19 protein-coding genes and 2 pseudogenes are annotated in these 21,884 nt (G+C 70.4%); 9 read left to right on the plus strand and 12 right to left on the minus strand.

Going from position 1 to position 21,884, the window contains the following annotated elements:
* Nucleotides 1-971 precede the first annotated feature (971 nt).
* A complete protein-coding gene (locus ACFWW8_RS36255; protein WP_386536570.1) occupies nucleotides 972-1,628 on the plus strand; it encodes an IS630 family transposase in 657 nt (218 codons plus the stop codon).
* Nucleotides 1,629-1,705: 77 nt separating this feature from the next.
* Here ACFWW8_RS36255 and ACFWW8_RS36260 read toward each other — a convergent pair whose 3' ends face one another.
* A complete protein-coding gene (locus ACFWW8_RS36260; protein WP_386536573.1) occupies nucleotides 1,706-2,386 on the minus strand; it encodes a TetR/AcrR family transcriptional regulator in 681 nt (226 codons plus the stop codon).
* 108 nt (nucleotides 2,387-2,494) lie between these two features.
* Here ACFWW8_RS36260 and ACFWW8_RS36265 point away from each other — a divergent pair, with 108 nt between their 5' ends.
* Nucleotides 2,495-3,460 (plus strand): NAD(P)-dependent alcohol dehydrogenase, encoded by a 966-nt coding sequence (locus ACFWW8_RS36265; RefSeq protein WP_386536575.1) that lies wholly within the window; start codon nucleotides 2,495-2,497, stop codon nucleotides 3,458-3,460.
* A 21-nt stretch (nucleotides 3,461-3,481) separates the two neighbouring features.
* Here ACFWW8_RS36265 and ACFWW8_RS36270 read toward each other — a convergent pair.
* The 4 genes from ACFWW8_RS36270 to ACFWW8_RS36285 form a co-directional block, all read right to left on the minus strand.
* Nucleotides 3,482-4,356 (minus strand): IS5 family transposase gene (locus ACFWW8_RS36270; protein ID WP_386536578.1). Its coding sequence is split into 2 segments (ribosomal slippage): nucleotides 3,482-3,990 and nucleotides 3,990-4,356, totalling 876 coding nucleotides; the frame shifts between segments, so codons are not numbered across the junction.
* 854 nt (nucleotides 4,357-5,210) lie between these two features.
* Nucleotides 5,211-5,801: a hypothetical protein gene (locus ACFWW8_RS36275; protein ID WP_386536581.1), complete on the minus strand. Its 591-nt coding sequence runs from the start codon at nucleotides 5,799-5,801 to the stop codon at nucleotides 5,211-5,213.
* Between the two features lie 175 nt (nucleotides 5,802-5,976).
* Nucleotides 5,977-7,641 carry a transaldolase gene (tal, locus tag ACFWW8_RS36280; protein WP_386536582.1) on the minus strand — a complete coding sequence of 555 codons (1,665 nt, stop codon included), beginning with the start codon at nucleotides 7,639-7,641 and terminating at the stop codon, nucleotides 5,977-5,979.
* Between the two features lie 276 nt (nucleotides 7,642-7,917).
* On the minus strand, nucleotides 7,918-8,337 hold the full coding sequence (locus tag ACFWW8_RS36285) for a hypothetical protein (RefSeq protein ID WP_386536585.1): 420 nt from the start codon (nucleotides 8,335-8,337) through the stop codon (nucleotides 7,918-7,920).
* Between the two features lie 219 nt (nucleotides 8,338-8,556).
* Here ACFWW8_RS36285 and ACFWW8_RS36290 point away from each other — a divergent pair, with 219 nt between their 5' ends.
* Nucleotides 8,557-8,814, plus strand: coding sequence for a hypothetical protein (locus ACFWW8_RS36290; protein WP_386536587.1), 258 nt, complete (start codon nucleotides 8,557-8,559; stop codon nucleotides 8,812-8,814).
* 8 nt (nucleotides 8,815-8,822) lie between these two features.
* Complete coding sequence (locus ACFWW8_RS36295; RefSeq protein ID WP_386536590.1) at nucleotides 8,823-9,191, plus strand: hypothetical protein; 369 nt, start codon at nucleotides 8,823-8,825, stop codon at nucleotides 9,189-9,191.
* A gap of 99 nt (nucleotides 9,192-9,290) precedes the next feature.
* On the opposite strand, the gene ACFWW8_RS36300 is transcribed toward ACFWW8_RS36295, so the two are convergent.
* Nucleotides 9,291-9,587 (minus strand): hypothetical protein, encoded by a 297-nt coding sequence (locus tag ACFWW8_RS36300; protein ID WP_386536616.1) that lies wholly within the window; start codon nucleotides 9,585-9,587, stop codon nucleotides 9,291-9,293.
* A gap of 142 nt (nucleotides 9,588-9,729) precedes the next feature.
* Nucleotides 9,730-10,100: pseudogene (locus tag ACFWW8_RS36305) on the minus strand (Ku protein); the annotation flags it as partial.
* A gap of 398 nt (nucleotides 10,101-10,498) precedes the next feature.
* On the opposite strand from ACFWW8_RS36305, the gene ACFWW8_RS36310 reads away from it, so the two are divergent.
* Nucleotides 10,499-10,744 (plus strand): hypothetical protein, encoded by a 246-nt coding sequence (locus ACFWW8_RS36310; protein WP_386536592.1) that lies wholly within the window; start codon nucleotides 10,499-10,501, stop codon nucleotides 10,742-10,744.
* A gap of 673 nt (nucleotides 10,745-11,417) precedes the next feature.
* Here ACFWW8_RS36310 and ACFWW8_RS36315 read toward each other — a convergent pair.
* The gene (locus tag ACFWW8_RS36315) at nucleotides 11,418-11,954 is read right to left on the minus strand and encodes a hypothetical protein (protein ID WP_386536594.1); all 537 of its coding nucleotides are present in this window, start codon (nucleotides 11,952-11,954) and stop codon (nucleotides 11,418-11,420) included.
* Nucleotides 11,955-12,161: 207 nt separating this feature from the next.
* Here ACFWW8_RS36315 and ACFWW8_RS36320 point away from each other — a divergent pair, with 207 nt between their 5' ends.
* Nucleotides 12,162-13,127, plus strand: coding sequence for a YihY/virulence factor BrkB family protein (locus tag ACFWW8_RS36320; RefSeq protein WP_386536597.1), 966 nt, complete (start codon nucleotides 12,162-12,164; stop codon nucleotides 13,125-13,127).
* Nucleotides 13,128-13,376: 249 nt separating this feature from the next.
* Here the strand turns inward: ACFWW8_RS36320 and ACFWW8_RS36325 are convergent, their stop codons facing one another.
* Complete coding sequence (locus ACFWW8_RS36325; RefSeq protein ID WP_386536599.1) at nucleotides 13,377-13,877, minus strand: hypothetical protein; 501 nt, start codon at nucleotides 13,875-13,877, stop codon at nucleotides 13,377-13,379.
* 1,371 nt (nucleotides 13,878-15,248) lie between these two features.
* Between ACFWW8_RS36325 and ACFWW8_RS36330 the strand changes: the two genes are divergently transcribed.
* Both ACFWW8_RS36330 and ACFWW8_RS36335 read left to right on the plus strand, forming a co-directional pair.
* Entirely contained in the window at nucleotides 15,249-15,779 is a 531-nt protein-coding gene (locus ACFWW8_RS36330) for a hypothetical protein (protein ID WP_386536602.1), read from the plus strand.
* A 129-nt stretch (nucleotides 15,780-15,908) separates the two neighbouring features.
* Nucleotides 15,909-16,597: pseudogene (locus ACFWW8_RS36335) on the plus strand (IS3 family transposase); the annotation flags it as partial.
* 1,023 nt (nucleotides 16,598-17,620) lie between these two features.
* On the opposite strand, the gene ACFWW8_RS36340 reads toward ACFWW8_RS36335, so the two are convergent.
* From ACFWW8_RS36340 to ACFWW8_RS36350, 3 genes are all read right to left on the minus strand, one after another.
* Complete coding sequence (locus tag ACFWW8_RS36340; RefSeq protein ID WP_386536605.1) at nucleotides 17,621-18,091, minus strand: lamin tail domain-containing protein; 471 nt, start codon at nucleotides 18,089-18,091, stop codon at nucleotides 17,621-17,623.
* 964 nt (nucleotides 18,092-19,055) lie between these two features.
* Entirely contained in the window at nucleotides 19,056-19,742 is a 687-nt protein-coding gene (locus ACFWW8_RS36345) for a HemK2/MTQ2 family protein methyltransferase (protein ID WP_386536608.1), read from the minus strand.
* Nucleotides 19,743-20,459: 717 nt separating this feature from the next.
* Nucleotides 20,460-20,906, minus strand: coding sequence for a hypothetical protein (locus ACFWW8_RS36350; protein ID WP_386536611.1), 447 nt, complete (start codon nucleotides 20,904-20,906; stop codon nucleotides 20,460-20,462).
* Between the two features lie 335 nt (nucleotides 20,907-21,241).
* On the opposite strand from ACFWW8_RS36350, the gene ACFWW8_RS36355 reads away from it, so the two are divergent.
* Nucleotides 21,242-21,884: cbb3-type cytochrome c oxidase subunit I (locus ACFWW8_RS36355; RefSeq protein WP_386536614.1), on the plus strand; the 643-nt coding region annotated here is incomplete at its 3' end.

Here is a 21,884-nt window from a genome sequence, read left to right on the forward strand (position 1 = left end):
GGCTCCGGCGGCGGGGCCGGACCCCCGGCGGCGGCCGGCGGGCCGCGCCGGGCCCGCGGCAGGGCCGGAGCCGCGGGGGCCCGGCGGCGGCCAGCGGCAGGGGGCCGGCAGGACAGCGGGGCCCGGCAGGACGGCGCGGGACGGCGGCAGCCGGACGGAACGGGCGGACGGACGGAACGGACGAACAGGACGGCCCAACACGGCACCACCACGCGGCGGAACAGACACCACCAGCACAGCAACAAACACCCGACAGGACCCACGCCGGGCCCCGCCGCCGGCGCCAGGCACAGGCCGGCGGCGCCGGGAACCGGGCGGCCGGGTTGCGGCGGCGCAGGTGCCGGGGCCGCGCCCGGGCGGCGGGCGCGGGGCCGGGCGGCGGCGCCGACGGCGCCGACCCGGGCGCGGGGCCGGGGCCCCGGCAGGGCGGCAGGCGGGAGCCGGGGCCGAGAACCGGGCGCAGGCGGCGGGACCGCGCGGCGGGCGGCAGGACGGCGGCAGGCGGCCGGGCGGCTGCGCCGGGCCGCGGCGGGCGGGCCCGGGCCCCGGAAGGGCCGGGGCCGGGTCGCGGGGCGGTGGGCCGGGCGGCGGCCGGCGGGCGGGCCGGGACCGCGCCCGGGCGGCGGGCGGCAGGACCGGGCCGTGGGGCGGCGCGGCCGGCGCCGGCCGGCGGGCGGCAGGGCCATGCGGCCGCGGCAGGGCGGCAGGTCGGGCACAGGTCGCGGAGCCGGGACCGCGGCCGGGCGGCAGGCACAGACGGCGCCGGCACCGGGCAGCGACCGGACCGGACCGGGCGGCTGCCTGCCCGCCGAGCCCGGCACCGCTCGGTGGGCGGGTAGCGGCCGGGCCACCGGCGCCGAGGCCGAAGCCAGGCCGCCCGGGCCCGGCCCGGGTCCGGGCGGCAGCTGGCGCCGGGCCCGCGGCCGCGGCAGGGCCGGCGGCGGGGCCGCGGCGGGACTGAGCGCAGAGGCATGACCGCGCGGCGGCGCCGGGGCACGGCGCAAGCCGGGCCCCGGGCCAGGCGCAGGGTGGCCGCGCATCAAAAGGGGGCAGTGAACACACGTGCCTGGATCGTCTTCCTCGACGAATCGGGAGTATCGCTGCTGCCCCAGGTCCGGCGCACCTACGCACCCCGCGGCCGCACCCCGCTCCTGCGGCATCGGCTGAACTGGAAGCGAGCCTCGATGGCCACGGCCCTCAGATATCACGCCGCCGATCCAGAACGCGGCCCGCGCCTGTGCTTCCACCTCAAGCCCGGCAGCTACGACACCACCGCTCTGATCAAGGTTCTTGAACAGCTCAAAGTGTTCTACCGCAGGGAGCGGGTGGTGCTGGTCTGGGACGGACTGTCCGCCCACTGGAGCCGGGCCATGCGGGCCTGGGTCGCCGATCAGGACTGGCTCACCCTCGAACGATTACCCGCCTACGCGCCTGAGCTCAACCCGGTGGAGCTGCTGTGGTCGTCGCTCAAAAGGCGCGAGCTCGTCAACCTCGCCGGCGACCACCTCGCAGATGTCGCCGATGCCACCGAACAAGGCATCCACCGCATCAACCAAAACCGACAGCTGCCCTGGTCCTTCCTCACCCACACCGGACTCACCATCCACCCACCAACCCCACGGAACTAACGAAGAGATCAGTAGGGCCTGTTGCGAAAGTGGCGCGGTCGCCCGAAGGGCGGCCACGCGGCAGGTGCCGCTTCGTATCAGGTTCCGGAGGACCGCTGTCCCTGGGAGCCGTGGGCTGCGAGCGGAAGACTGCGCAGCGACAGTGCGCTCGGCGCTGGCAGCGCTCCGTGGGCCGCCTCGGCGCGGAACGACTGGAGCAAGTACGCCACCAGACGCCGGGACGCCGCACGGTCACCCGGCAGCGCGGTGACGAGACCGCAGTGGGCCAACAGGGCCACGGCAAGGTCGGAGGGGTGGAAGTCGGCCCGCAGCGCGCCCGCCGCCTGCGCCCTGCGGACCAGGGTAATGAAGTCCCGCTCGACCTGTTCCCCGAACCTCGCGTGTTCTCGCGTGCTGTCCGGATAGGCCGCGACGAACGCCGCCGGGAAGCCCCGTTCCTCCCGTTGCAGTTCGCAGACCGTCTCGACCAGTTGCTGGAAGCCCTGCCACGGATCGGGGTCGGCCAGCGCCTCGGTGAGCGCCCGAGCGCAGGTGTCCATCTGGTACGCGAACGCGGCCCGCACCAGGGCGTCCCGCGTCGGGAAACGCCGGTACAGCGTCGCCACGCCCACCCCCGCCCGTCGGGCCACGGTCGCCATGGGCGCGTCGATGCCGTGCTCGGCGAAAACCAGGCGGGCAGCCGAGAGGATGCGCCGCCGGTTGCGCCGGGCGTCCGCGCGCAGACCGTCCTGCCCCGCGATCCGAGAGGATTCTCCCACCGCTGTCTCTCACCTCCGGTCAAGTGGACGATCTCGTCCGTTTGCCAGCCTACGCTCGGCGCCACGATCCCCCACAGGGCCACTGGTGGCGAAGGTGAGAGCGCAGCGATGAACGACCGCACGATGAAAGCCGTACTGTTCGACCGCTTCGGCGGCCCCGAGGTGCTGTATGTGGGCCGGGTGTCACGTCCCGGACCGGCACCCGGCGAGGTCCTCGTGCGCGTGCGCGCGTTCAGCGTGAACGGCGGCGAACTGGCGGTCCGTTCCGGTCGGGTCCGCCTCGTCACCGGCCGGAAGTTCCCGCAGCGCGTCGGGCTGGACTTCACTGGCGAGATCGCCGCACTCGGCACCGGCGCGACCGGCGTAGCGGTCGGCGACCGGGTGTGGGGCGTCCTGGGCCGCGGCTCCGGCTTCGGCAGCGCTGCCGAGTACGTGACGGTACGGCCCGAGCGGCTCGGCCTGGTCCCGGACGGGCTGGACCTCGTGGCCGCTGCCGCGCTGCCGGTGGCCACCACTGCCGTCACGGCGCTCCGCGACAAGGCCGCACTGCGCCCCGGCGAACGGCTGCTTGTACGGGGCGCGGCGGGCGGCGTCGGCAACGCCGCCGTCCAGCTGGGACAGGCGTACGGTGCCGAGGTCACGGCCCTGGCCCGCGCTGCCAACCTCGACTTCGTCCGTACGCTCGGTGCTCACCACGCCGTCGACCACCGGACCGTGTCTCCTGCGGAACTGGGACTGTTCGACGTGGTCCTCGACACGGCGGGCCGCGACCTGCGTACCGTGCGGCGGATGCTGAAGCCGGGCGGACGCATGGTCACCATCGCCTTCGACCTGACGCGGCCCGCCGCCTCGCTGGGCTATATCGCGGCCAGCGCCGTCCACGGACGCGGCCGGGTGCGCTTCTTCAGCGGCAACCCCAAACGTGCGCTCTTCGACGAGCTCGCCCGCCAGGTGACAGAGGGGAGGCTGCGGCCGGCGGTGGACACGGTCTTCCCGCTGAAAGAGACAGCGTCCGCACACCGAGCGCTGGAGGCGGGCGGTGTGCGGGGCAAGTACGTGGTCAGGGTCGACTAGGGTTTGTTGGGAAGGTGCTGGTCACAGCCACTCGTTGAGGACTGCAACCAACACGGTCGCCTCGTAGCAGACGGCGAGCTTGTCGTATCTCGTAGCCACGGCCCGGTGGCGCTTGAGGCGGTTGATCCCGCACTCGACGGCATGCCGCTCGCGGTAGTCGGTTTTGTCGAACTTCGGCGGCCGACCGCCTCGGGCACCGAGCTTCTGGCGGTTGCGGACGTGGTCGGCGGGGACCGGGATGGGCGCTTTGATGCCGCGTCTGCGCAGGTAGGCCCGGTTGCGGCAGGAGTCGTACGCTTTGTCGGCCCGCACCCGGTCCGGCCGCCTGCGGGGCCTGCCCGGACCAAGGGGAGGTACCCGGATGGCTTCCAGGACCGGCTCGACTTGCGGCGAGTCACTCCGCTGGCCGGCTGTGATCACGACGCTCAGCGGCTTCTGCCCCTGCTCGACGGCAAGGTGGATCTTGGTGGTCAGGCCGCCTCGGGAACGTCTGAGACCATGGTCGGCCGGCTCAACGGCAATGCCGCCGGGCGGTTCCTTTTGCAGATCCCCTTTTTCGAGGCCCCGGCGGCATGCTGGTGGGCCCGGCAGACGGTGGAGTCGATATTCACGTCCCAGGTGATCAGGCCCTTCGCGTCCGCCTGAGCTTGGAGCTGAGTGACGAACCTGGCCCAGGTGCCATCGCGCTGCCAGCGCCGGAACAGGTCGTAGACCCGCTCCCAGGGCCCGTAGCGTTCCGGCACATCACGCCAGGGAGCACCGGTACGGGTCCGCCACCGAATGCCGTCTATCAGCTGCCGTCGCGTCCACACCGGCGGACGGCCCGGCTTGATGCCCTGCGACAACAACGGCTCAAGCCGGGCCCACTGTCCATTCGTCAGATCACCACGCCCCACAGGGCGTGATCATCCACGACCAAGATCCACTTTCGCAACAGACCCTAGCCGCGGAGCCGGGCCCACCGGACGCAGGCCGTCGGCGGCAGGGGGGCGGCCGGGGCGCGGCACAGGCGCGGGGCGGTGGCAGCTGCGGGACCGGCGGACGGACGGGACGGCGAGGCCCAACACGGCGCCACCACAAGCCGGAACAGGCACCGCCAGCACAGCAACGAACATCAGACGAAACACATGCCAGACCCCGACCCCCGGCGCCGGGAACCGGGCCGCGGGCGAGCCGCGGGTCCGGCGGGCGGGGGCGGCGGCGCCGGCGCCGCGGCCGGAGGCGGGGGCGGGCGCGGGGCGCAGCGGCGGGACCGGGCGGCCGGTGGCGGGGGCGCCAGGCGCGGGACCGGGCGGCACCGGGAACCGGCCGCGGCGGGGCCGGGGCCGCGCCCGGCACCGACAGGACGAAGTTGGCCTGGACCATGCCGAGGTGGCCTGCCCGCCAGGCGGCCGCGAACAGCAGGCCGGTCAGCAGCAGGCCGTCGACAGAGATCCGGTCCCGGGCCGACGTCGCCCAGGCACCCGGTCCGCGCCCGCCCGGAAGCCCCGCCCGCGGCGTCCGGGGTCGGGAGCCTTCGACGTCACCGCGTACGCCCCGCGCCCTTGCCCGGTGCGGCCTGCTGCCGGTGAGCGGGGACTGCGGCCTCTGCCGGGGCCGGCTGCCCGGGGGCCGCGGCGGCCGGGGTGGTGGTGGAGCGGGAACGGGCCGCCCTGGCGGCCATTCCCCCCGCCCCGGCCGCACGCTGGAACGCTGGAAGTCCCGCGCGGGCGGCGCCCGCCTCGCGGAGCAGGCCGTGCGAGGACCTTCCTCATGCCGCCCGCTGCCGCCGTGTACGGCGGGGCTCGACGTACCGGATCCTCCCGTCCCGCGGCCGCACCTCGATGAGTTCTCGCAGCGTTTCCTGCCCCCGCGAGCGTGCAACCAGGCCGGGGCCGTGGTGCAGGTCGGCCGGGCGGACGGACCCGACACCGGCGGGACTCTCCGCGTGGCGTTCGTGCTCGGCTCTCAGGGCGGCTTCTGCCGCCGTCGTGCCCCTCTGGAAGAACTCCCAGCTGCGGGCCGGCGCCGGGGCCGTGATCCGGTCGTAGGCGTCCGCCCAGCGCCCACGCAGGCGCAGTCCCATCCCGCAGGCGTCCAGGAAGGCCAGGCACTGCTGGCGGCTGGCCGGGAGCACCTGCCCGGCCACGACCCGCCCGGCCGTACTGACAGGCAGCAGATGCCTTCCGCCCGCCAGGAACGACAGGCGGCGCAGCGTCGGTGCGCCGGCCCGCTCGTAGAAGTAGACCAGCGCCTGGCTGAGCGCTCCTGGGGTGGTGACCAGCTCAGGAGTGGCAGGGCGGCGGCGGCCCTGCAGGGCAGCCGTACGGTGTCGACCGCACGTACGTCCACCACGTCCCACCCCGCGCGCTCGGCTGCCGGACTCGCCACGGACCTGCCGCCCCGTACTGCAATGGACTGCTCGCTGGTCATGCCGATACTCCTTCGTCAAGCGGACGGGCCGGTCCCGCGAGCCGGCCGCCAGTGGATGCGTGCTCGCTCCGTGCCGGCCGGCACGGTCGGTGCCATCGTCGCCGTCACCGCGCGGTCGGCTGGCGGAAACCCAGGGTCCGGGCTGCCGCGGCGGAGCGCACCTCTTCCAGCGCGGCGCTCTGCCGCTCGGCACGGTCCAGCAGCACGTCGAGGTCGTCGGATCGGAGCCGGCTGTCGGTCTCGGCCAGGACACGCAGGGTGCGCCAGCAGGCCGCCTTGCCCTGGACGCCCACCAGCATCGACTCTGCCTCCAGGACGTCGCTGAGCGGGGAGCGGGAGAGAAGGTGCCCGTTGGTCTTCAGGCGGCCCGCCTTCTCCGCCAGCCAGCCGATGGCCGCCTTGGACTGGTTGGTCGACACGTCCAGGTCCGACATGACCTGCGCCAGCGCGTTCCGGTCCTCGTCGACCTGGTGGGCAAGGTCGGCCAGTACGCGGCCGTCCTGTCCGTCCTTGCCGGCATCCGCGGCCCGCCGGAACAGCTCCAGGCCGCCGGTGGCGGCCGCGTAGTGGTCGTTGAGGTAAATCGCCAGGAGCTCGGCGCTCTCGGAGTCACCGCTCGGGCCTGCAGCATCGCCGTCCGCTGTTGCGGGCTCGGCGTGCATCTCACGGGCGACCGACTCCCCGAGCTCGGTCCAGCTGTCCTCGAACTTGTTCAGCCCTTCGCGCTCCAGCGCGTCGGTGACGTCGGTGAAGTCGACGCCGACACGTTCCAGCACGGCGAAGTAGGCCCTGGCGGCCGTGAAGTCGTCCGCGGTGGGCGCGTGCGCGGGAACGGTGCCGTGGTCCGCGAACGCGGCCAGCGTGCCACCGGGCATGGTGTTGACTGTGCCCGCGATCACGAGTTCGCTGACGTACATCGTGTCGGGGTAGGAGGGGTCCTTGACCCCGGTGGAGGCCCACAGCGGGCGCTGCGTGCGGGCTCCCGCCGCGGCGAGGCGCTGCCAGCGCGCCTCCAGGAGCAGCTGCTCGTACGCCTGGAACGCGAGGCGGGCGTTGGCGACCGCGGCCTTGCCCTTGAGCGCCAATGCCTCCGGGGTGCCGATCGCGTCGAGGCGGCGGTCGACCTCGACGTCGACGCGGGAGATGAAGAACGAGGCCACCGAGTGAATGTTCGCCAGATCGCGCCCCGCGGCCTGAGCCTGTTCCAGGCCCCGCAGGTAGGCGTGCATCACGTCGCGGTAGCGGTCCAGGGAGAAGATCAGCGTGACGTTGACGCTGATGCCCTCCGCGGTGACAGCGGTGATCGCTTTCAACCCCGCGCGGGTGGCCGGGATCTTGATGAACAGGTTCGGCTGGTCGACCGTCTCCCAGAGTGTGCGGGCCATGGCGACGGTGGAGCCGGCGTCCTGCGCCAGCCGAGGGTCGACCTCGATGGACACCCGCCCGTCGATACCCGCGGTCCGCTCGTACACCGGCCCCAGGACGTCACAGGCGTTGCGTACATCATCGGTGGTCAGGGCGAAGACCGCGTCGTCGACGCTGCCTCCGGACTGGCCGAGGCGCCGCAGCTGCTCGTTGTAGCGATCGCCCTTCGACAGGGCCGAGGCGAAGATCGTGGGATTCGTGGTGACGCCCACGACGTGCTTGTCCGCGATCAGCTTCTTCAGCTCTCCGCCCGCGAGGAGTTCCCGGGACAGATCGTCAAGCCAGACCGACACACCGGCCGCAGACAGGTCGGCGGGCGGGCCGGATTCAGCGGAGACGGTCATGTGAAACCTCCAGAGCGGTACGGCGCCGCGCACGCTGGGTGTTTTCGTCCGGAGGGCGAACTGCTGGCGGCGGCACTCGCACGGTGGTTCTATCCCCGCCTGCCCGGATCGCCCTACAGCAAGCGCAATACCCGAAATACAGACTTGAGGCCGAGGTATGCCGACCGCAAATTTGGACGTTGGTGGCCGAAGACATCACCCGCCGGCGGGTCACACGGGTCCAGTTCGACAGAGGGACTTCAGCACCATCGCCCCCGACGAAGCCATCCGGCGCCTTCAGTGGGCATCGAAATCCCTACCGAGGCGGCCGTCAATCTCGACGCGCTCCAGCACTACGGGCTGAACGCCATCCAGGAAGACATTGAGCCCGTAGCCGCCAAGGTGCTGGACTTCCTCATCGCCTTCTTTGACGAGCCCCTGCTCCCCGCCCTCGGCCCCGCGGTACGCGCCAGGATTGAAATCGACATGACCTACGTACGCCGCGGCCTTCACCTCATCCAGAGCTTCGTGGCCGCCCGCCTCCAGCGTGTCGCCCTCGAGCTCGCCGGCCTGGAAAATCGCACGGTGCAGTGCACCCGCTGCTTCCAAGAGACGCTCGTGGCCGGCGACGGGGAGACTCCGGGAATCGCCCGTTGCCGCTTCTGCCACGTCGCCTTCGCTCCCCAGGTTATCGCCGCCGAGTACGTCGGCGTCCACAACGCAGGCATGTTCGCGAGTGTTGCGACTGCGGTCTGCACGAAATGCGACGGGACCGAAGAATCCGCCGTCTGCGACACGCATCCCGATCGACCGCGCATGCATACAGCCTTCAGGACTGCGTCACCTTCTGCTTCGCCCGCGCCGCGAGAAAAAACGGGGTACGGGTACGTACCCGTACCCAAATCTGTACTCTGAGGGATGGGAAGGAGCACGACGATGTCCGATGCCAACGTGAGAATCCCCGAGGAAGCCAAGGACCGCCTGGCCGCGATCGCGGCCGCAGAAGGCCTGTCCCTGCGCGCCTACCTGGCCCGGCTGGCCGAGACGATGCTGACACCGACCGAGCGCGCCGAGCGCGCGGAGAAAGCGCGGGCCGCGTTGCGGGCCTGGAACGGGTACGCGCCGACCGTCGCCGAGCAGAGCGAGCTCGATGATGAAATCGACCGACGCCTCGCGCAGGTGCAGCGCCCGTGAGGGAAGCGATGCACATCGTGCTGGACGAGACAGCGATGGCCGCAGCCGGGCAGGGCAACGTGCTTGCCTCCCGCCTGATTCACCGCGCCCACGCCGAAACCGGCTGGTTCCTCTACGCGCCCTCGTGCGCGCTCGTCGAAGCCGACCGGGCCCGCCCCGGCACTGCCGAGCACCTGGCCGCCATGCCCGGCATCACCGTCCTGGACCTAGACCTGCCCGCCGCGCTCGCCGTGGCACAGAAGGAAACGTGGGCTGCCGCGCACAGCCAGCACGCGGCGCAGCCCACTGCAGACCGGCCTGAAGGCGCGATCGTGGCGACCACCATGCCGAAGCGATGGGAGGGGCAGCCGGTACGGATCCTGGACCTTACCCCGTGAACGGCCGGTCCAGACCGCGGTGAAGACCCACGACGAGAGCATCGCGTCCGGTCTGGCGACGGTTCGTCAGTGACCCCCGTTCGCAAGCCGGGTGTCGGGTCATTTTGGGGACAGGGCCTTCACCAGGTCGTCGCGGGTCATGTTCGAGCGGCCGGGCAGGTGGGCGGCGGTCGCCTTCTTGTAGAGGTCGGCCTTGGACAAGCCGTCCAGGTCCTCCTTCGGAGTGGAGCGGATCCGCTTCTTGGCCGCCGGCTTCTTCGCGGCGGTGGTCTTGCCGGAGGCGGTGGCCTTGCCGCCGGTGGTCTTGGGGCTTGAGGCTCGTTCGACGCGGCGCGCAGGGCTTCCATGAGGTCGACGGCGCCGGTCGGCTCGGCGGCGGGTTCGGCCTTTCTCCACGGTCTCGCCGGCTTTCTTGGCGTCGATCAGGGACCCGCGGGTCCCAGGCCATACTCAGGGCCTCGATGAGCTGCTCGGCCGTCTTCAGCTCCTTGTCCGATGCCTTCGCCTTGCCGGGCAGGTCGTCGATCTCCTTCCTGGGATCTCTGACCTCGTCCGCCCAGTGCAGGGTGTGGAGCGTCAGGAGCCTGTTCGCGGCCTTCAGTGCGACGAGGTACTCGTGCTGGCGCACGACGAACGTGGCGATCCCGGCCTTGCGGGCCTTGGCCAGGACTTGCTCGAGGAGGCTGTAGACCTTGTCGAAGCCTTCCTGCGGGGGCCGAGGTAGTACGTCTTGTCGAAGAAGATCGGATCGACATCGGCGAGGTCGACGAACCCGGTGATGTCCAGGGCCTGGGAGCGGCCCGGGGCAATCTCGTCCAGTTCCTTCGGCTCCACCAGGACGTACTCGGCGCCGGCGTCGTAACCCTTCACGAGGTCGTCGAGTTCGACCTCGTCCCCCCGTTCGCTCATTCACGCGGCGGTTGCGGATCCGGTCGGAGATACGCGCTGCAGCTGAGGGAAGTGGATGGTGTGGCTGGCGGGGGCCGTGTACAAGCCCACCGGCAGGCTGACCAGTTCGAACGACAGATTCCCAGCCCACACAGGACGCGCCACTACCGCCACCTCCTCCACAGCTCCCCCCTCCAGCACATGGCGCCTACCCGCTCTGCGCCACCCGACCTCAAGCACTGCTGCGGTCGGCCGAACGGGGCACGAGCCGGAGTGCCGACTTTCTGTCTAGATTCGAACAGAATTACGATTCAAAGGGGCCCGACAAGGATGCCCTTGACGATCTCCTTCAGCTCCAGGAGCGCCTCCACCGCGCCCACGCCGAGCACCGGGCCTACCTGGACGGGCTGCCCTGGAAGGTGGAGCCCCTGAACGGCTGGGTGCGGGGCGAGCGGTTCTCCCACGGTGGGAATGTCCCCGACAATCCGGGCTGGAGCGACGAGCAGAAGGAGACGGTCGACCGGATGTGGGTGGAGATCCGGCAGCTGTCGATCGCGGTAGCCGGGCACCCCCACTGGAAGAGCGTCCCCGTCGGCGTCCTGGTGCAGGCACGCATGCAGCTGAAGCTGCAGGCCCGCCCCGCCGAAGTCGCCGAGGCTGCGTAGCCGCCGTGCCGGAACCTCTGCTGCCCCTGCCGCCCGCGCTGGACCAGCTCCTGGTGATACGCCGCTGGCTGGAGCTCACCCTCGCCCGCGTCGACGAGAAGATCAGACCGACTGCATCCGCGGCCGTGTCTTCGCCACACAGGCCAAGGCGAACCTCGCGCTCTTCCAGTACGTCGACGGCTTCGACAACCCCCGCGAGCGGGAGGGCACGTTCGGTGAGCTGCCCGGTGAGATGGGTGTCGGTGAGTGCGACATCGGTGAGCCAGTCCGCCGCGGTCAGCTGGTCGGCCAGGCGCTCCAGTTCGTCGGCATCGGCCGGGACCAGGGCGGTCCGAGCATTCAGGGCGATGCCGTGGCCGCCGGGGCCCAGGCGTCCCGATGCCGAGCTCTGGGCGGCCAGTGTCAGGGGTCAGGGCGAGCAGGCGGGTGGCGGAGGTGGCCTTGGCCTCACGGAGCTTGTTGTCCGAGATGACCTTCTGGGCCCAGCCGGAGAGCTTGGGGGGCAGACCGCACCCAACGGCAACGCATAGCCGAAGACCACCACGCCGAGGGCCCGGCCTGGCGCCGTCGATTGCAACACCGCTCCGGGTGCGAAACACGGCCGGTGAGACGCCGACGTCCGTTCGCCCCTGACCTGCGGAACCTCCCGGACGGGACTCTTAGCACCCGCGTTTCACCAACGCGTTTCAGGCCCGGCCGACATCGCCGGCGGCAGGTCGGCGGTGAGCGCACCAACGGTGGTCACCCGGCCCGCTCGGATGCGGTGACGGGCAGGGGGCAATCCGCGTGAGGTTGAAGGGGCGAACAGGATGACCCCTTGTTCCGGATCGAGGCGCCATGCCAGGACCTGGAGCAGCCAGGACACGGTCCCAAGGCCACCGGGGCCGGCCGCGACCCGGGTGAGGGCGGCTGCCGGGTCGCCGAGGGCGTGCGGGTCGGCGGTGAGGGCGTGCGCCAGGTGCTCGACGGGACCGCCGGCACGCTGGCGGAGCGCTGCGAGCGGGGCGGCGCGGTCCCGCGCGGCGAGCAGCGGCGGGTCGGTGGGGCCGGTGTGCAGCCAGGTGGTGCCCGGTGTGGGGCTGCCATCCAGAAGGGTGAGCGCGGCGTGATGGCCGACTGCGAAGTCGGGGGTGTGGTGGCAGGGCCGGCAGCCGGAGCCGATGGCGGCGGACACGTCCGGGCGGGCAGGGCCGGCGGTGGATGTGACCATCGCGATGTCCGCCCCCCGGGGACAGCCTGCGTTGCAGTCGGCGGACGCACGCGACTCCGGCGCCCACCACAACGATTCTCCGTCGAGCCACGGTTTCCGTCCCTTCTCAGGCCTGACGGGCCATTGCGCTTGCCCCGTTCCGGCGGAGTCTGCTCACGATGGCGCCCGCGGCCGCATGGATACGGGCCGGCGGAGCAGATCTCCTGCATGGGAACAGTGGTGCACGTACCGCAGACGAGGGACATGATCGGTGACGAGTTGTCCGGAGACGAGGCGTGGACCGCGCTGCGCCGCTACGGGGGCCGCCGACTTGCGTCCGATGCGTTCCTGCGCTTTCGGTACGCCGACGGGTTCAGCTTCGCGCGGGCCCTCGCCTTCCAGTTGGTCATCGGGGTCGTGCCGCTCGCCATCGCCCTGGTCGGGGTCTCTGCGTCCGTCCACACCGAAAGCGTCGGACGGCTGATCGAACTGACCTTGGGCGAGATCGTTCCGGCGGCCAGTGCCGAGCTCGTGCGCGAGGGCTTGCTGGCCACCCGCACGCATGCCGGTGCCGGCACGGCGGGCACCGTGGCCATGTGGCTGGGCCTCGGTTTCGCCGTATTGAACCTCGCATCGGCCATGGGCCAGGTCGAACGGGGGTGCAACCGCATCTACGGAATCGAACGCGACCGGCCGTTCCTGGCGAAGTACGGCCGCAGCCTGCTGCTGGCGGTCGGTGCGGGCGGGCCGCTGGTGCTCGGCTTCCTCGTGACGGTGGCCGGCGGGGTGGTGGGCAGGGCGGTAACGGAGGTGTTCGGCTGGCCCGGCGCGTGGCTGAGCTGGTGGCATTGGGGGAAGGTCCCGGTCGGCGTGGCACTCGCCTGCATGGCATCAGCGGTCGTCCTGCGCTGGGCGCCCCGGCGCGACCAACCGGGTTACACCTGGCTGGCGTTCGGGTCCGTCGTACAGCTCGTCCTGTGGATCACGGCTACCTGGCTGCTGGCCCTCTACGTGGGGCACAGCGGGTCCTTCGGTTCCTTGTACGGGCCGCTGACAGCCCTGATGGCCCTGTTTCTCTGGGCCAATCTGGCCGGCGTCGCGCTCTTTTTGGGCGTGGCCTTCGCGGCCCAACTGGAGGCCGCCCGGGCCGGCATCACCAGGCCCGTGCATCCGGATCCCGGTTCCGGGCCCTGACCGAATGACCGACTGCTTCAGGAGGGAATGGACAGGGACGTGGGGGTCGCGGATCTCATCCGTGGCCCTGCCACAGGTCAAGGGGTGGATGGCATCGCGCCACCCCCGCTCACCACTTCACGGGCGACGGGCACCCCAAATGGCAGCCTGACCACCCAACTCGGCGAACCTTCCCGGTTACAGCACGAGTCCGATCGCGCGCCTTACGGTGTCTGGGGCGGGTAGCCGATGTCGAGGGCGTGGTAGGGGTTATGCCCGGGCCCGGTGCCGCTTCGCGTACGACCAGGTCACTGCGGTCATCAGGGCCGGGATGGCGAACAGCGGGGCGAATACCAAGCCGCAGACGGTCTGTGCCGTACCGCTCGACATGTACGTCTGACTCTCGACGGTGAAAGCGACCACGAGTTGCCACAGTGTCACCAGGACCAGGATGCCCGAGGCGGTCCAGGCCAGCGGGGCGAGGACCCTGGGGCGCAGCGGCAGCCACCGGTCGCTGACGAGCAGCAGCGGAAACAGAGCGCCCAGCTCGATGAGGACGGAGAGCCCGACGACGTAAGCGACGCCCCAGCCCGGGATGTCGAAGACGTCGCGCAGTACCTGGTCGCTGTAGCCCACGTAGACACCGAACGCCATGGCGATGCGCCACAGGCCGGACGGGACGGCGCACAGCGCGATGGCGTGGGCGGCGCGGCGAGCCCAGACGGGCGCAGGTGCGGATGCGGCGGGGAGCGGGGTGGTCTCTGTCGTCATGACGTACATGCTGGCCATGGACATGGCAGCGGCGCTTCATCCGCTAGGGCGGACCGTATGCGCCCTGCGGATGAGGGCGCGGCCCGCTGCGGGGGGACCTGAGGAGGGCTCAATCGCCGTACGAGCTGGGTTATCCAACCGTCCGGCGGTCGAGGTCATCGCGACCAACTCGGTGAACGTTCGCGGTCACGGCACTAGTCGACTGCGAGCTGGTCATCTGGGATTCCGCGGCCGGCGACTGTCCTTCGAAGCGAATCGTGGACGCCCCTGGAAGACTGCTCCGCCGGAACGGTCCCGGCCTAGAGGACCAGGCCCTCGGGCCTGGGGCGTGAGGGGCCTCGATTGCCAGGCTGATTCCCCGGGGCCCGTGGTGTGTCCGAGCCGGGTCAGATCTCCCCGGCCTCCGTGGCGGTGAGCCGCCACTTTGTGAGACGCCGGTCCCCCGCGGCGGGAGAGCTACCAGGGGAGTGCCGCGCAGATGGTCTTGCCGCCGTCCGGCATCGGCTTGATGTGGATGCGGGTGGCGAGTCGCTTGATCACGAACCATCCCCGCCCGCCGGTCCCGTCCGTACCAGGGGTGCGGAGCTAAGACTTGTCCCGCACAACGGGGGAACCTCAGCGAGTTGGCGGCGCATTGCGGTCGCTTGCCTGTTCGAAGGCGTTGATCTGGGCGGGTGAGGGCGGTGATGACGAATTCGGCTGCGTCCATGGCCAGGGCCGTCTCGCGGTCGGCGCGGAGTTCGTTGATGTGCTGTTCGATCGCTGTGGGGTAGGAGGGGCCTGGGCGGTAGTAGCCACAGCCCGCGCGGGATGGGGCAGGAGCTGCCGTCGGCTTTGACGTTGCTGGGTTCGGTGACATCCGCCGTAGGGCACGGCGACCGGGCGGAGTTCGTAAGCGGACTCCGAGCCTGTCCGCGATGCAGCGGATGCCAGATCGCCGCCCGGCTCCGACCGGCGGCTGCAGGGCATGCGCGGCAATAACGAGCATGGGCTCCCACCCATTTCCACCTCTGACGGTCCCGGGCGCTGAACCTTCCATCGAAAACCGCTCGGCGTGCCGCGATCCGCGTGCGGAGCTAGCCTGAGAACGGACGTCCAGAGCCGGGGGTCGTTGCGACCGGGCTGGCGGAGGTGGGTGCGGTGCGCGGCTGTATGGTCTAAACCCGTGCTTACCGGGACGTCTGCCCACTGAACTTACGCGATGCTTTCCCGGCAAGGAGGGAACGCATGAATCGGCACGCACGCTGCGCACTCCTCGCTCCATTCGTGCTCTCGGCGGTGGCCCTGCCGCCCATGGCGGTGGCTCAGGCTGCCCCGGCTACCGCTCCCCAGGCGGCCTGCGCACTCAAAGTAGCTCCAGGGACGAATCCCGTGGAATTCGACCTCGAGCTGTCCGGTTTCAAGCCCGGGCAGCAGGTTGTGGTCACAGGTCCGGAAGGCTTCACTCGAAACGTCAATGCGCAGGGCTTCTTGACGGAACAGGACGTCAAGAAGGGCTCCTACACCGCGAAGACCTTCGGAAGAAACAGCAATCAGACGATTGGCTGTACCAAGCCGGCGCGGACACCGATCACCGCCACCCCCCGCATTAGCGATGCGGACGTCACGGCCGCCTCGACTGCCACCCCGGAGGTCGACTGCTCGGTGCCGCAGAAGGTCACCTTCAAGGGCAAACTCACTGGATCCGGTTCCGGAGACGTGGACTACAAGTGGCAGGGGGGCGCCAAGTCGAGTTCTCCCACTCTGAAGTTCACTGCCCCGGAGACCGCGACGGCTGACTTCAATGTGACCTCACCCACCCGCGCGGGGGCGGGCCCCGCTCCGCGTGTGACCGCGAAGCTCACGGCGGGCAACGCCTCGGATGCCCTGACGTTCACGCTCAAGTGCAAGGTTGGCACCTGACGGCCACCGCGCCGTCCTCTCGGCCACGTCTCGCCCTGCGCAACGCGCAGGGCGAGACGTATGTGAGGCTGATCCTTTGCAGTGGACACTCTGACAATGAATCTTGATGGTCCAGGGATGGATGTCCAGGTGGGACGCAAGTCTCCGTACTCGGAGGACTTCAGGAAGGACGCAGTCGCGCTCTTTCGAGCCGCGGCCGGGAAGCGAACGTACGCTGCGGCGGCCTCGGATCTCGGTATCATCCCGGAGTCGCTGCGGACGTGGGTCCGCAAGGATGAGGCCCCGCCACGTACGGCGGCCGTGACGCCGGCGTCAACGTGGCGGAGGAACTGGCCCGGCTACGGGCTGAGAACGCCAGGCTGCTCAAGGCCGAGCAGGAGTGGCGCCTCGAGCGCGAGATCCTGCGCCGGGCGGCCGCCTATTTCGCTCGGGAGGTGAAGTGAGACCCCGCCGCTGGGACTTCATCTCCGACCACCGCGCCGATTTCGGCGTCAAGCGGATCTGCCGGGTGCTCGGGGCGTCCCGCGCCGGCTACTACCGACACCTGGCCACCGCACAGGCCCGCGCCGAGCGCCAGACCGACGAGGACCGTGATCGAGATCCGCCCCATCCACACCAAGCACCACGGCGCCTACGGGGCTACGCGCGTCCATGCCGAGCTGCGGCCGAGGGGGCGGAGGATCAACCGCAAGCGCGTCACCCGGCTGATGCGGACCGACCACATCGTCGGCCGCCGCCTGCGTGGGAAGAAGCGGACCACGATTGCGGACAGGGCCGCGGCGCCCGTGCCGGACCTGGTGATGCGCGACTTCACCGCGGACACGTTGGCCGCGGTGAAGGTCAGCAGTCCGGCCGGGCGGGCGAGGGCTTCCATAAAGATGGCGGGGCCATCACCGGCCAGTCCGCGCCGCCCCACATCAGCGTGGCCAATACGCCGTCGCCCAAGACGCCGACCAGCCCGGAGCCGACCCCTAACAGGTACACGTGCATATCCTGATTGCCACGTCGGTACCTGGGGCGACGTCAATCCCTACCTCGGCCAGCGCCTGCAGAAGGTGGCAACGATCCGACGTTCAGCACTTCAGCGCCGTATCCGACCACCTTCAGGCGCAGACCCTGAATCGGGAGCACGTCCGCCCACTTCATCACCCGCGCCACCGAGGAACGGCCAACTGCGCCTTGCTCCGCGAGAGCCCGCGTCCTCGGACGCGGGCCAGGTGGAACTCCGAGAACTCAACGACGCCGCCCAGCCGGACCAGGAAGTCACCCCGGACGAAGTGGCCGACCCCGCCGGGCCACCGCCCCGAAGCCGGCCCCGCAGCCTGCAGCGAAGCCCAGAACAGAGGCGAAAGCGACTTCTCAACCCCGGGCACGCCGTCGACAACTGCAACCGCCTGCGACCCCGGGCCGGACTCCGGAGTATGACGAAGGGCCGCACCTCGAGCAACGAAGATGGCGGCCCTCGGCCCCCAGGCAGCTCTGCGGGGCGGGGGTGAATTCCACGTCGGTATCGCCGTAGCCGGGCGCGATGTCAACAGCCGGTCCCGCTCCGCCTCATCGACCGCGAAGCCCCAACGGAGCTTCGTCGCCGTCCACCACGCCCCATACCGGCACAAGGCGTCCCCGGACGGCGGCAGCCACTCCGCCGGATCCTGCACGGCAGTTCACCGGCGAAACGCCACTGCACGCCCGTCCCCGTCCCCCTGCAGCAGTGCGGGCCGCCGCCCGGTGGGACGACGGCCCGTACGTGTGCCAGTCAGCGGTGGTGGCCGCATGGTCCAGTTACGGGTGAATCACCTCGCGCATGCTCCCCGGCGTGGCGCCCGGCCTGCGCGTGCCGGTCAGCGGCGGCGGCCCCAGGACTCGGTGTCGACCGTGCGGCCGCGGTCGTCGCGCAGCGTCGCGGTGTCGGCGCGGTTGTCCCAGACGTAGTCGCGGCGGTCCTGGAAGAGGTCGGTGCGGGTGTCGCGGCCGTTGCCGCTGTGGATACGGATGGTGGCGTGGCGTGCGATGCGGACGTTGTCGAACCGGTAGCGGTTGCCGTCGCTGTCGCGCAGCGTCCAGCCGCGGAGGTTGACGGCGTCGCGGGTGGTGTTGGTGATCTCCACCCATTCCGCGTTCAGGGACCGGTTCGAGCGGTCCTCACGTCCGGGGCTGTCTGCCTGGACCCGGCTGATCTCCACCCGCGGGTGCCGCTGCTGGTGACGGTCACCGTCGTGCGCGGCCGCCGGCAGCGCGACGGCGGAGACAACGGCGCCGGCAGCCAGGACCGTGGCGGCGATACGGCGTACGGAGGAAGAAGCAGAAGACATGGGTGGCACTCCCTCAAAAACAGCACCTCACCAGCCGAAACAGGCGGCAGAGGCACTCTCGGAGACGGCCCGTAGTGAGCCGATGGCCACACTCTCGACCCGACACGAACCCCACCGCACCCCCCACAGACCCCGGTTACCGGACACGGACATATCCGTCACACTCACCTGCGCACCGCACACACCTCCCCTTGAACGTGCCCCTGACATTCACTGACCACTACACCCATCCATTCCGGAAGCCGCTCCTCCGGTCCGGAGCGCTCCGGCGCATCACCGGGCACCCGCCCCGGCACCTCACCCGGCCGGGCCAGTCGATCAAGTAACAACTGTTCTGCAGGATTCTTCGCACACAACCCCGAAATTCGCACACATTCACCCCTCCGTGCGAGCCGATGCCGGCAAGGACAGAGGGGTCTCCGGCAGGGCGGTACGGACACCGGACAGATCCACCCCACCTCACGGCAGCCGGACCACCGCCTCGATGGCTGCGGCGCCCTCCCTGCCGGCAGACACGCTCTCGTGGGCATCCTCGTGATCGTGGCGCCCTGGACCACTGCAGTGGGGCGCTGAACAGCATCATCGGACTGCTGACGGGCACCCCCCTGATCAGCGTCCGGATCCCCGTCGTCGTCGTCCGGCATCCGCGTACCACCCACTGGCTCCGGGACTGCAATCCGACGGGACGGTGACCTGCCGGCCCTAGGACGGCCTTCAGGACCAGAGTCTTCAAACCGCTGTGGCGGGTAGCGCCGGCTCGGCCGGGACCGGGCCCGTCGAGCCAGGGTCGACGGCGGGGGGTGAAGCGGGACCGGGCGGCCATTGCCGAGACCCGAGCCCTGGAACCCCCTGGCGGCCGCTGGGCAGGGACAGCCGCTTCCGCGGGGGCCGGCTACCCGGGGGCCGCGACAGGCGGAGTGGTCGTGGAGCGGGAACGGGCCGCCTCGGGGGAGACCCGGACCCGTTAGGAATGCTGTGCGCGGATCAGGACGAGTTCCTCGTGCTCCTCGGCCTCGCCGGCCAGGCCCTGCTTCTCGAGCCAGACCCGGCGGGATCGCAGAACCGGCCCCCACGGTACGGAAGCCGTTGCCTCGATGTTTGCGCTGAACCCCGTGCGGGCCAGGTGGGCTACGGTCTTTTCGGCTCCGCACAGGCCCGAGTGCACCATGAGCAGCACTCCCCCGGGGCGTAGGAGGGTAGGAAGGCGGCCGCAGATCCGGTCGATGATCGTCCGTCCGTCCGGGCCTGCGTCCCAGGCCCGCTGCGGCTCCCGTGACGGCAGCTGTGGGCGCGGTGCCGGTACGTACGGCGGGTTCGTCACGATGAGGTCGAACTGCCGGTCGGCAGTGCGAGCGGCGAAGTCCCCGTGCAGTACCTGCAGGGGGAGTCGGTGCATCCACGCGTTCATGCGAGCGGTGGCCACGGCCATCGCCGAGACGTCGACGGCTGTCACCGTGGCTCCGCGGCCGGCGGCGTGCAGGGCGAGTGCTCCCGTACCGGTGCCGATTTCCAGGACGTCCGTACCTGGCCCGAGCGCCTCACGGGCGAGGGACTCGGCAAGGAGCCTGGTGTCCGCCTGGGGCCGGTAGACCGTCGGCAGGGCTATCAGGCCGGAAGGGAGGATGCCCAAGGTCAGAGCTGTACTCGACATCGCATACCTCCAAGATCACGAGCGTGGTGACCCCGCTGCACCGGCACCTCGCCGACAGCCTGCGACTGCCCCCGCAGCCTCTCTCCAAGCAGTCCGCAGCGATCTTTCAGGCGGGACCGGGCGGGAAATACCCCACAAGGGTGGTACCTCCATCACTCGATACCAGGCGACGGCTACGACGGTGGCGAGCGCGGCTTCGACCAGATCGCCGCCGTAGTACATGATCTGGGATCCGGTGTGCAGGTCGGCGGGGGCGAAGGCAGTGCCGGGGTCGGGAGCCAGGGCGCGCAGGGCGAGGCTGAGGGGCCGGCCAGGACGAGCAGGAGTGGGGCCGCCATGCCGACCAAGGTCTGGGTCATGTGGGCGGTCCACGGGCCGTCCCACGGCCGTCCCACGGCGGTCCCACCGCTGCCCAGGCCGTACCGGCGTTGCCGGCCATGAACGAGGGAGTCCGCCACCGGGACCAGGCGGCTCCGCGCCGCCGCGGACGTTGCGCGGCCAGCAGGTAGACGACGGCCGCGATCCCGGCGGCCGCAGCCGCGATCGCCCCGGCAGGAACGTGTCCGGTGACGGAGGCGGGATGAACGTGCGCGGGAATCAAGACGGTCCCGGCATGCGCACGCGCCTTGCGTGGACCGCTAGCGCCGCGCCGATCAGCGGCAGGACCAGGCTGCGATGTTCCAAGCCCGGTCGTACGGGGTGTAAGTCGGTACGCGTTCAGGTGGTGCTGTGAGGCACCGTCTCGGCGGCGTCTGCTCGGCGGTCGGCGCGCACGATCAGCAACGAGATCAGCGATGTCACCACGAGTACGGACCCGACAGCGATATCGAGGACGCGGCTGCCGTTGTCGACGGCGGTTTTCTGCAACCCCAAGACGTAAGGGGAGGCGATCATCCAGAGGCCCGCCAAGCCGATGATTACATCGGAGCGCCAGCTGCTGCCTCGGTACAGCCGTAGGCCTACCACGAACATCAGGAAGGCCCCAACGATCGCCTCATTGACCTGCGCGTCCTTCGCGCCGTCATGCGTCGCCATCGGAAAGATCCACAAGGCTGCGGAGGCGATGAACATGACGACCCCAAGAACCTGATCGTGTATGCCATGTCGGAAGGCATGCGATTGGGCCGAGGGGACAGCGGTGTAATGCGGGTGATACATAGCCATAGCGCCCTCCTTGCAGGCGCCTACCCGCAGCCGCGCAAACACCCCGCCCCGCCCGGGATGCCCAAGCCGGCGCGCCGCGGCGCATTGGCCGATGGGCTCTGGCGCGTGTCCGCTTCCTCCGCGGTCAACGCGCACCCTCAGGGTGACCAGGTCTGCTCCCCGCTGGGGCCGCTGTGAGACGACTTCGGCGACCGAGGTAGGCCAACCGAGTTATCGGGCGGCCGCTACGTAGCTCTTCGTCACTTTCCGTAGTACATCTGTAAGCCGCGCGTAAGACTTGCTGCGGCGGGTACTGACGCGCCCGCCCGTGCGATCTGACGCGAAGGAACCCCTCCATGGTGACGTCGACCGAGCCCGTCACACCGATCCCGGTAGCGGGCCGCTCGTTCGGGAGCGTGCTCGTCTCGTGGCTGACCACCACGGACCACAAGAAGATCGGGCACCTGTACCTGATCGCCTCGTTCGGGTTCTTCGTCATCGGCGGCGTGATGGCGCTGCTGCTGCGGGCCGAGCTGGCCCGGCCGGGCATGCAGATCGTCTCGAACGAGCAGTACAACCAGATCTTCACGATGCACGGCACGATCATGCTGCTGTTCTTCGCGACCCCGACCTTCGCCGGCTTCGCCAACGCCATCATGCCGCTCCAAATCGGTGCGCCGGACGTGGCCTTCCCCCGGCTGAACATGCTCTCGTTCTGGCTGTTCCTCTTCGGCGGCCTGATCGTGGTGGCAAGTCTGTTCACCACACAGGGAGCGGCCGACTTCGGCTGGACCGCCTACACGCCCCTCAGTGGCGGTGAACGCACCCCGTACGTGGGCGGCGACATGTGGATCATGGGCCTGGCGCTCTCCGGGTTCGGCACGATCCTGGGCTCGGTCAACTTCGTCACGACGATCATCTGCATGCGGATGCCCGGCATGACGATGTTCCGGATGCCGATCTTCACCTGGAACATCCTGCTGACCTCGGTACTGGTGC

The organism is Streptomyces sp. NPDC058701, assembly GCF_042715295.1.
GTDB lineage: Bacteria > Actinomycetota > Actinomycetes > Streptomycetales > Streptomycetaceae > Streptomyces.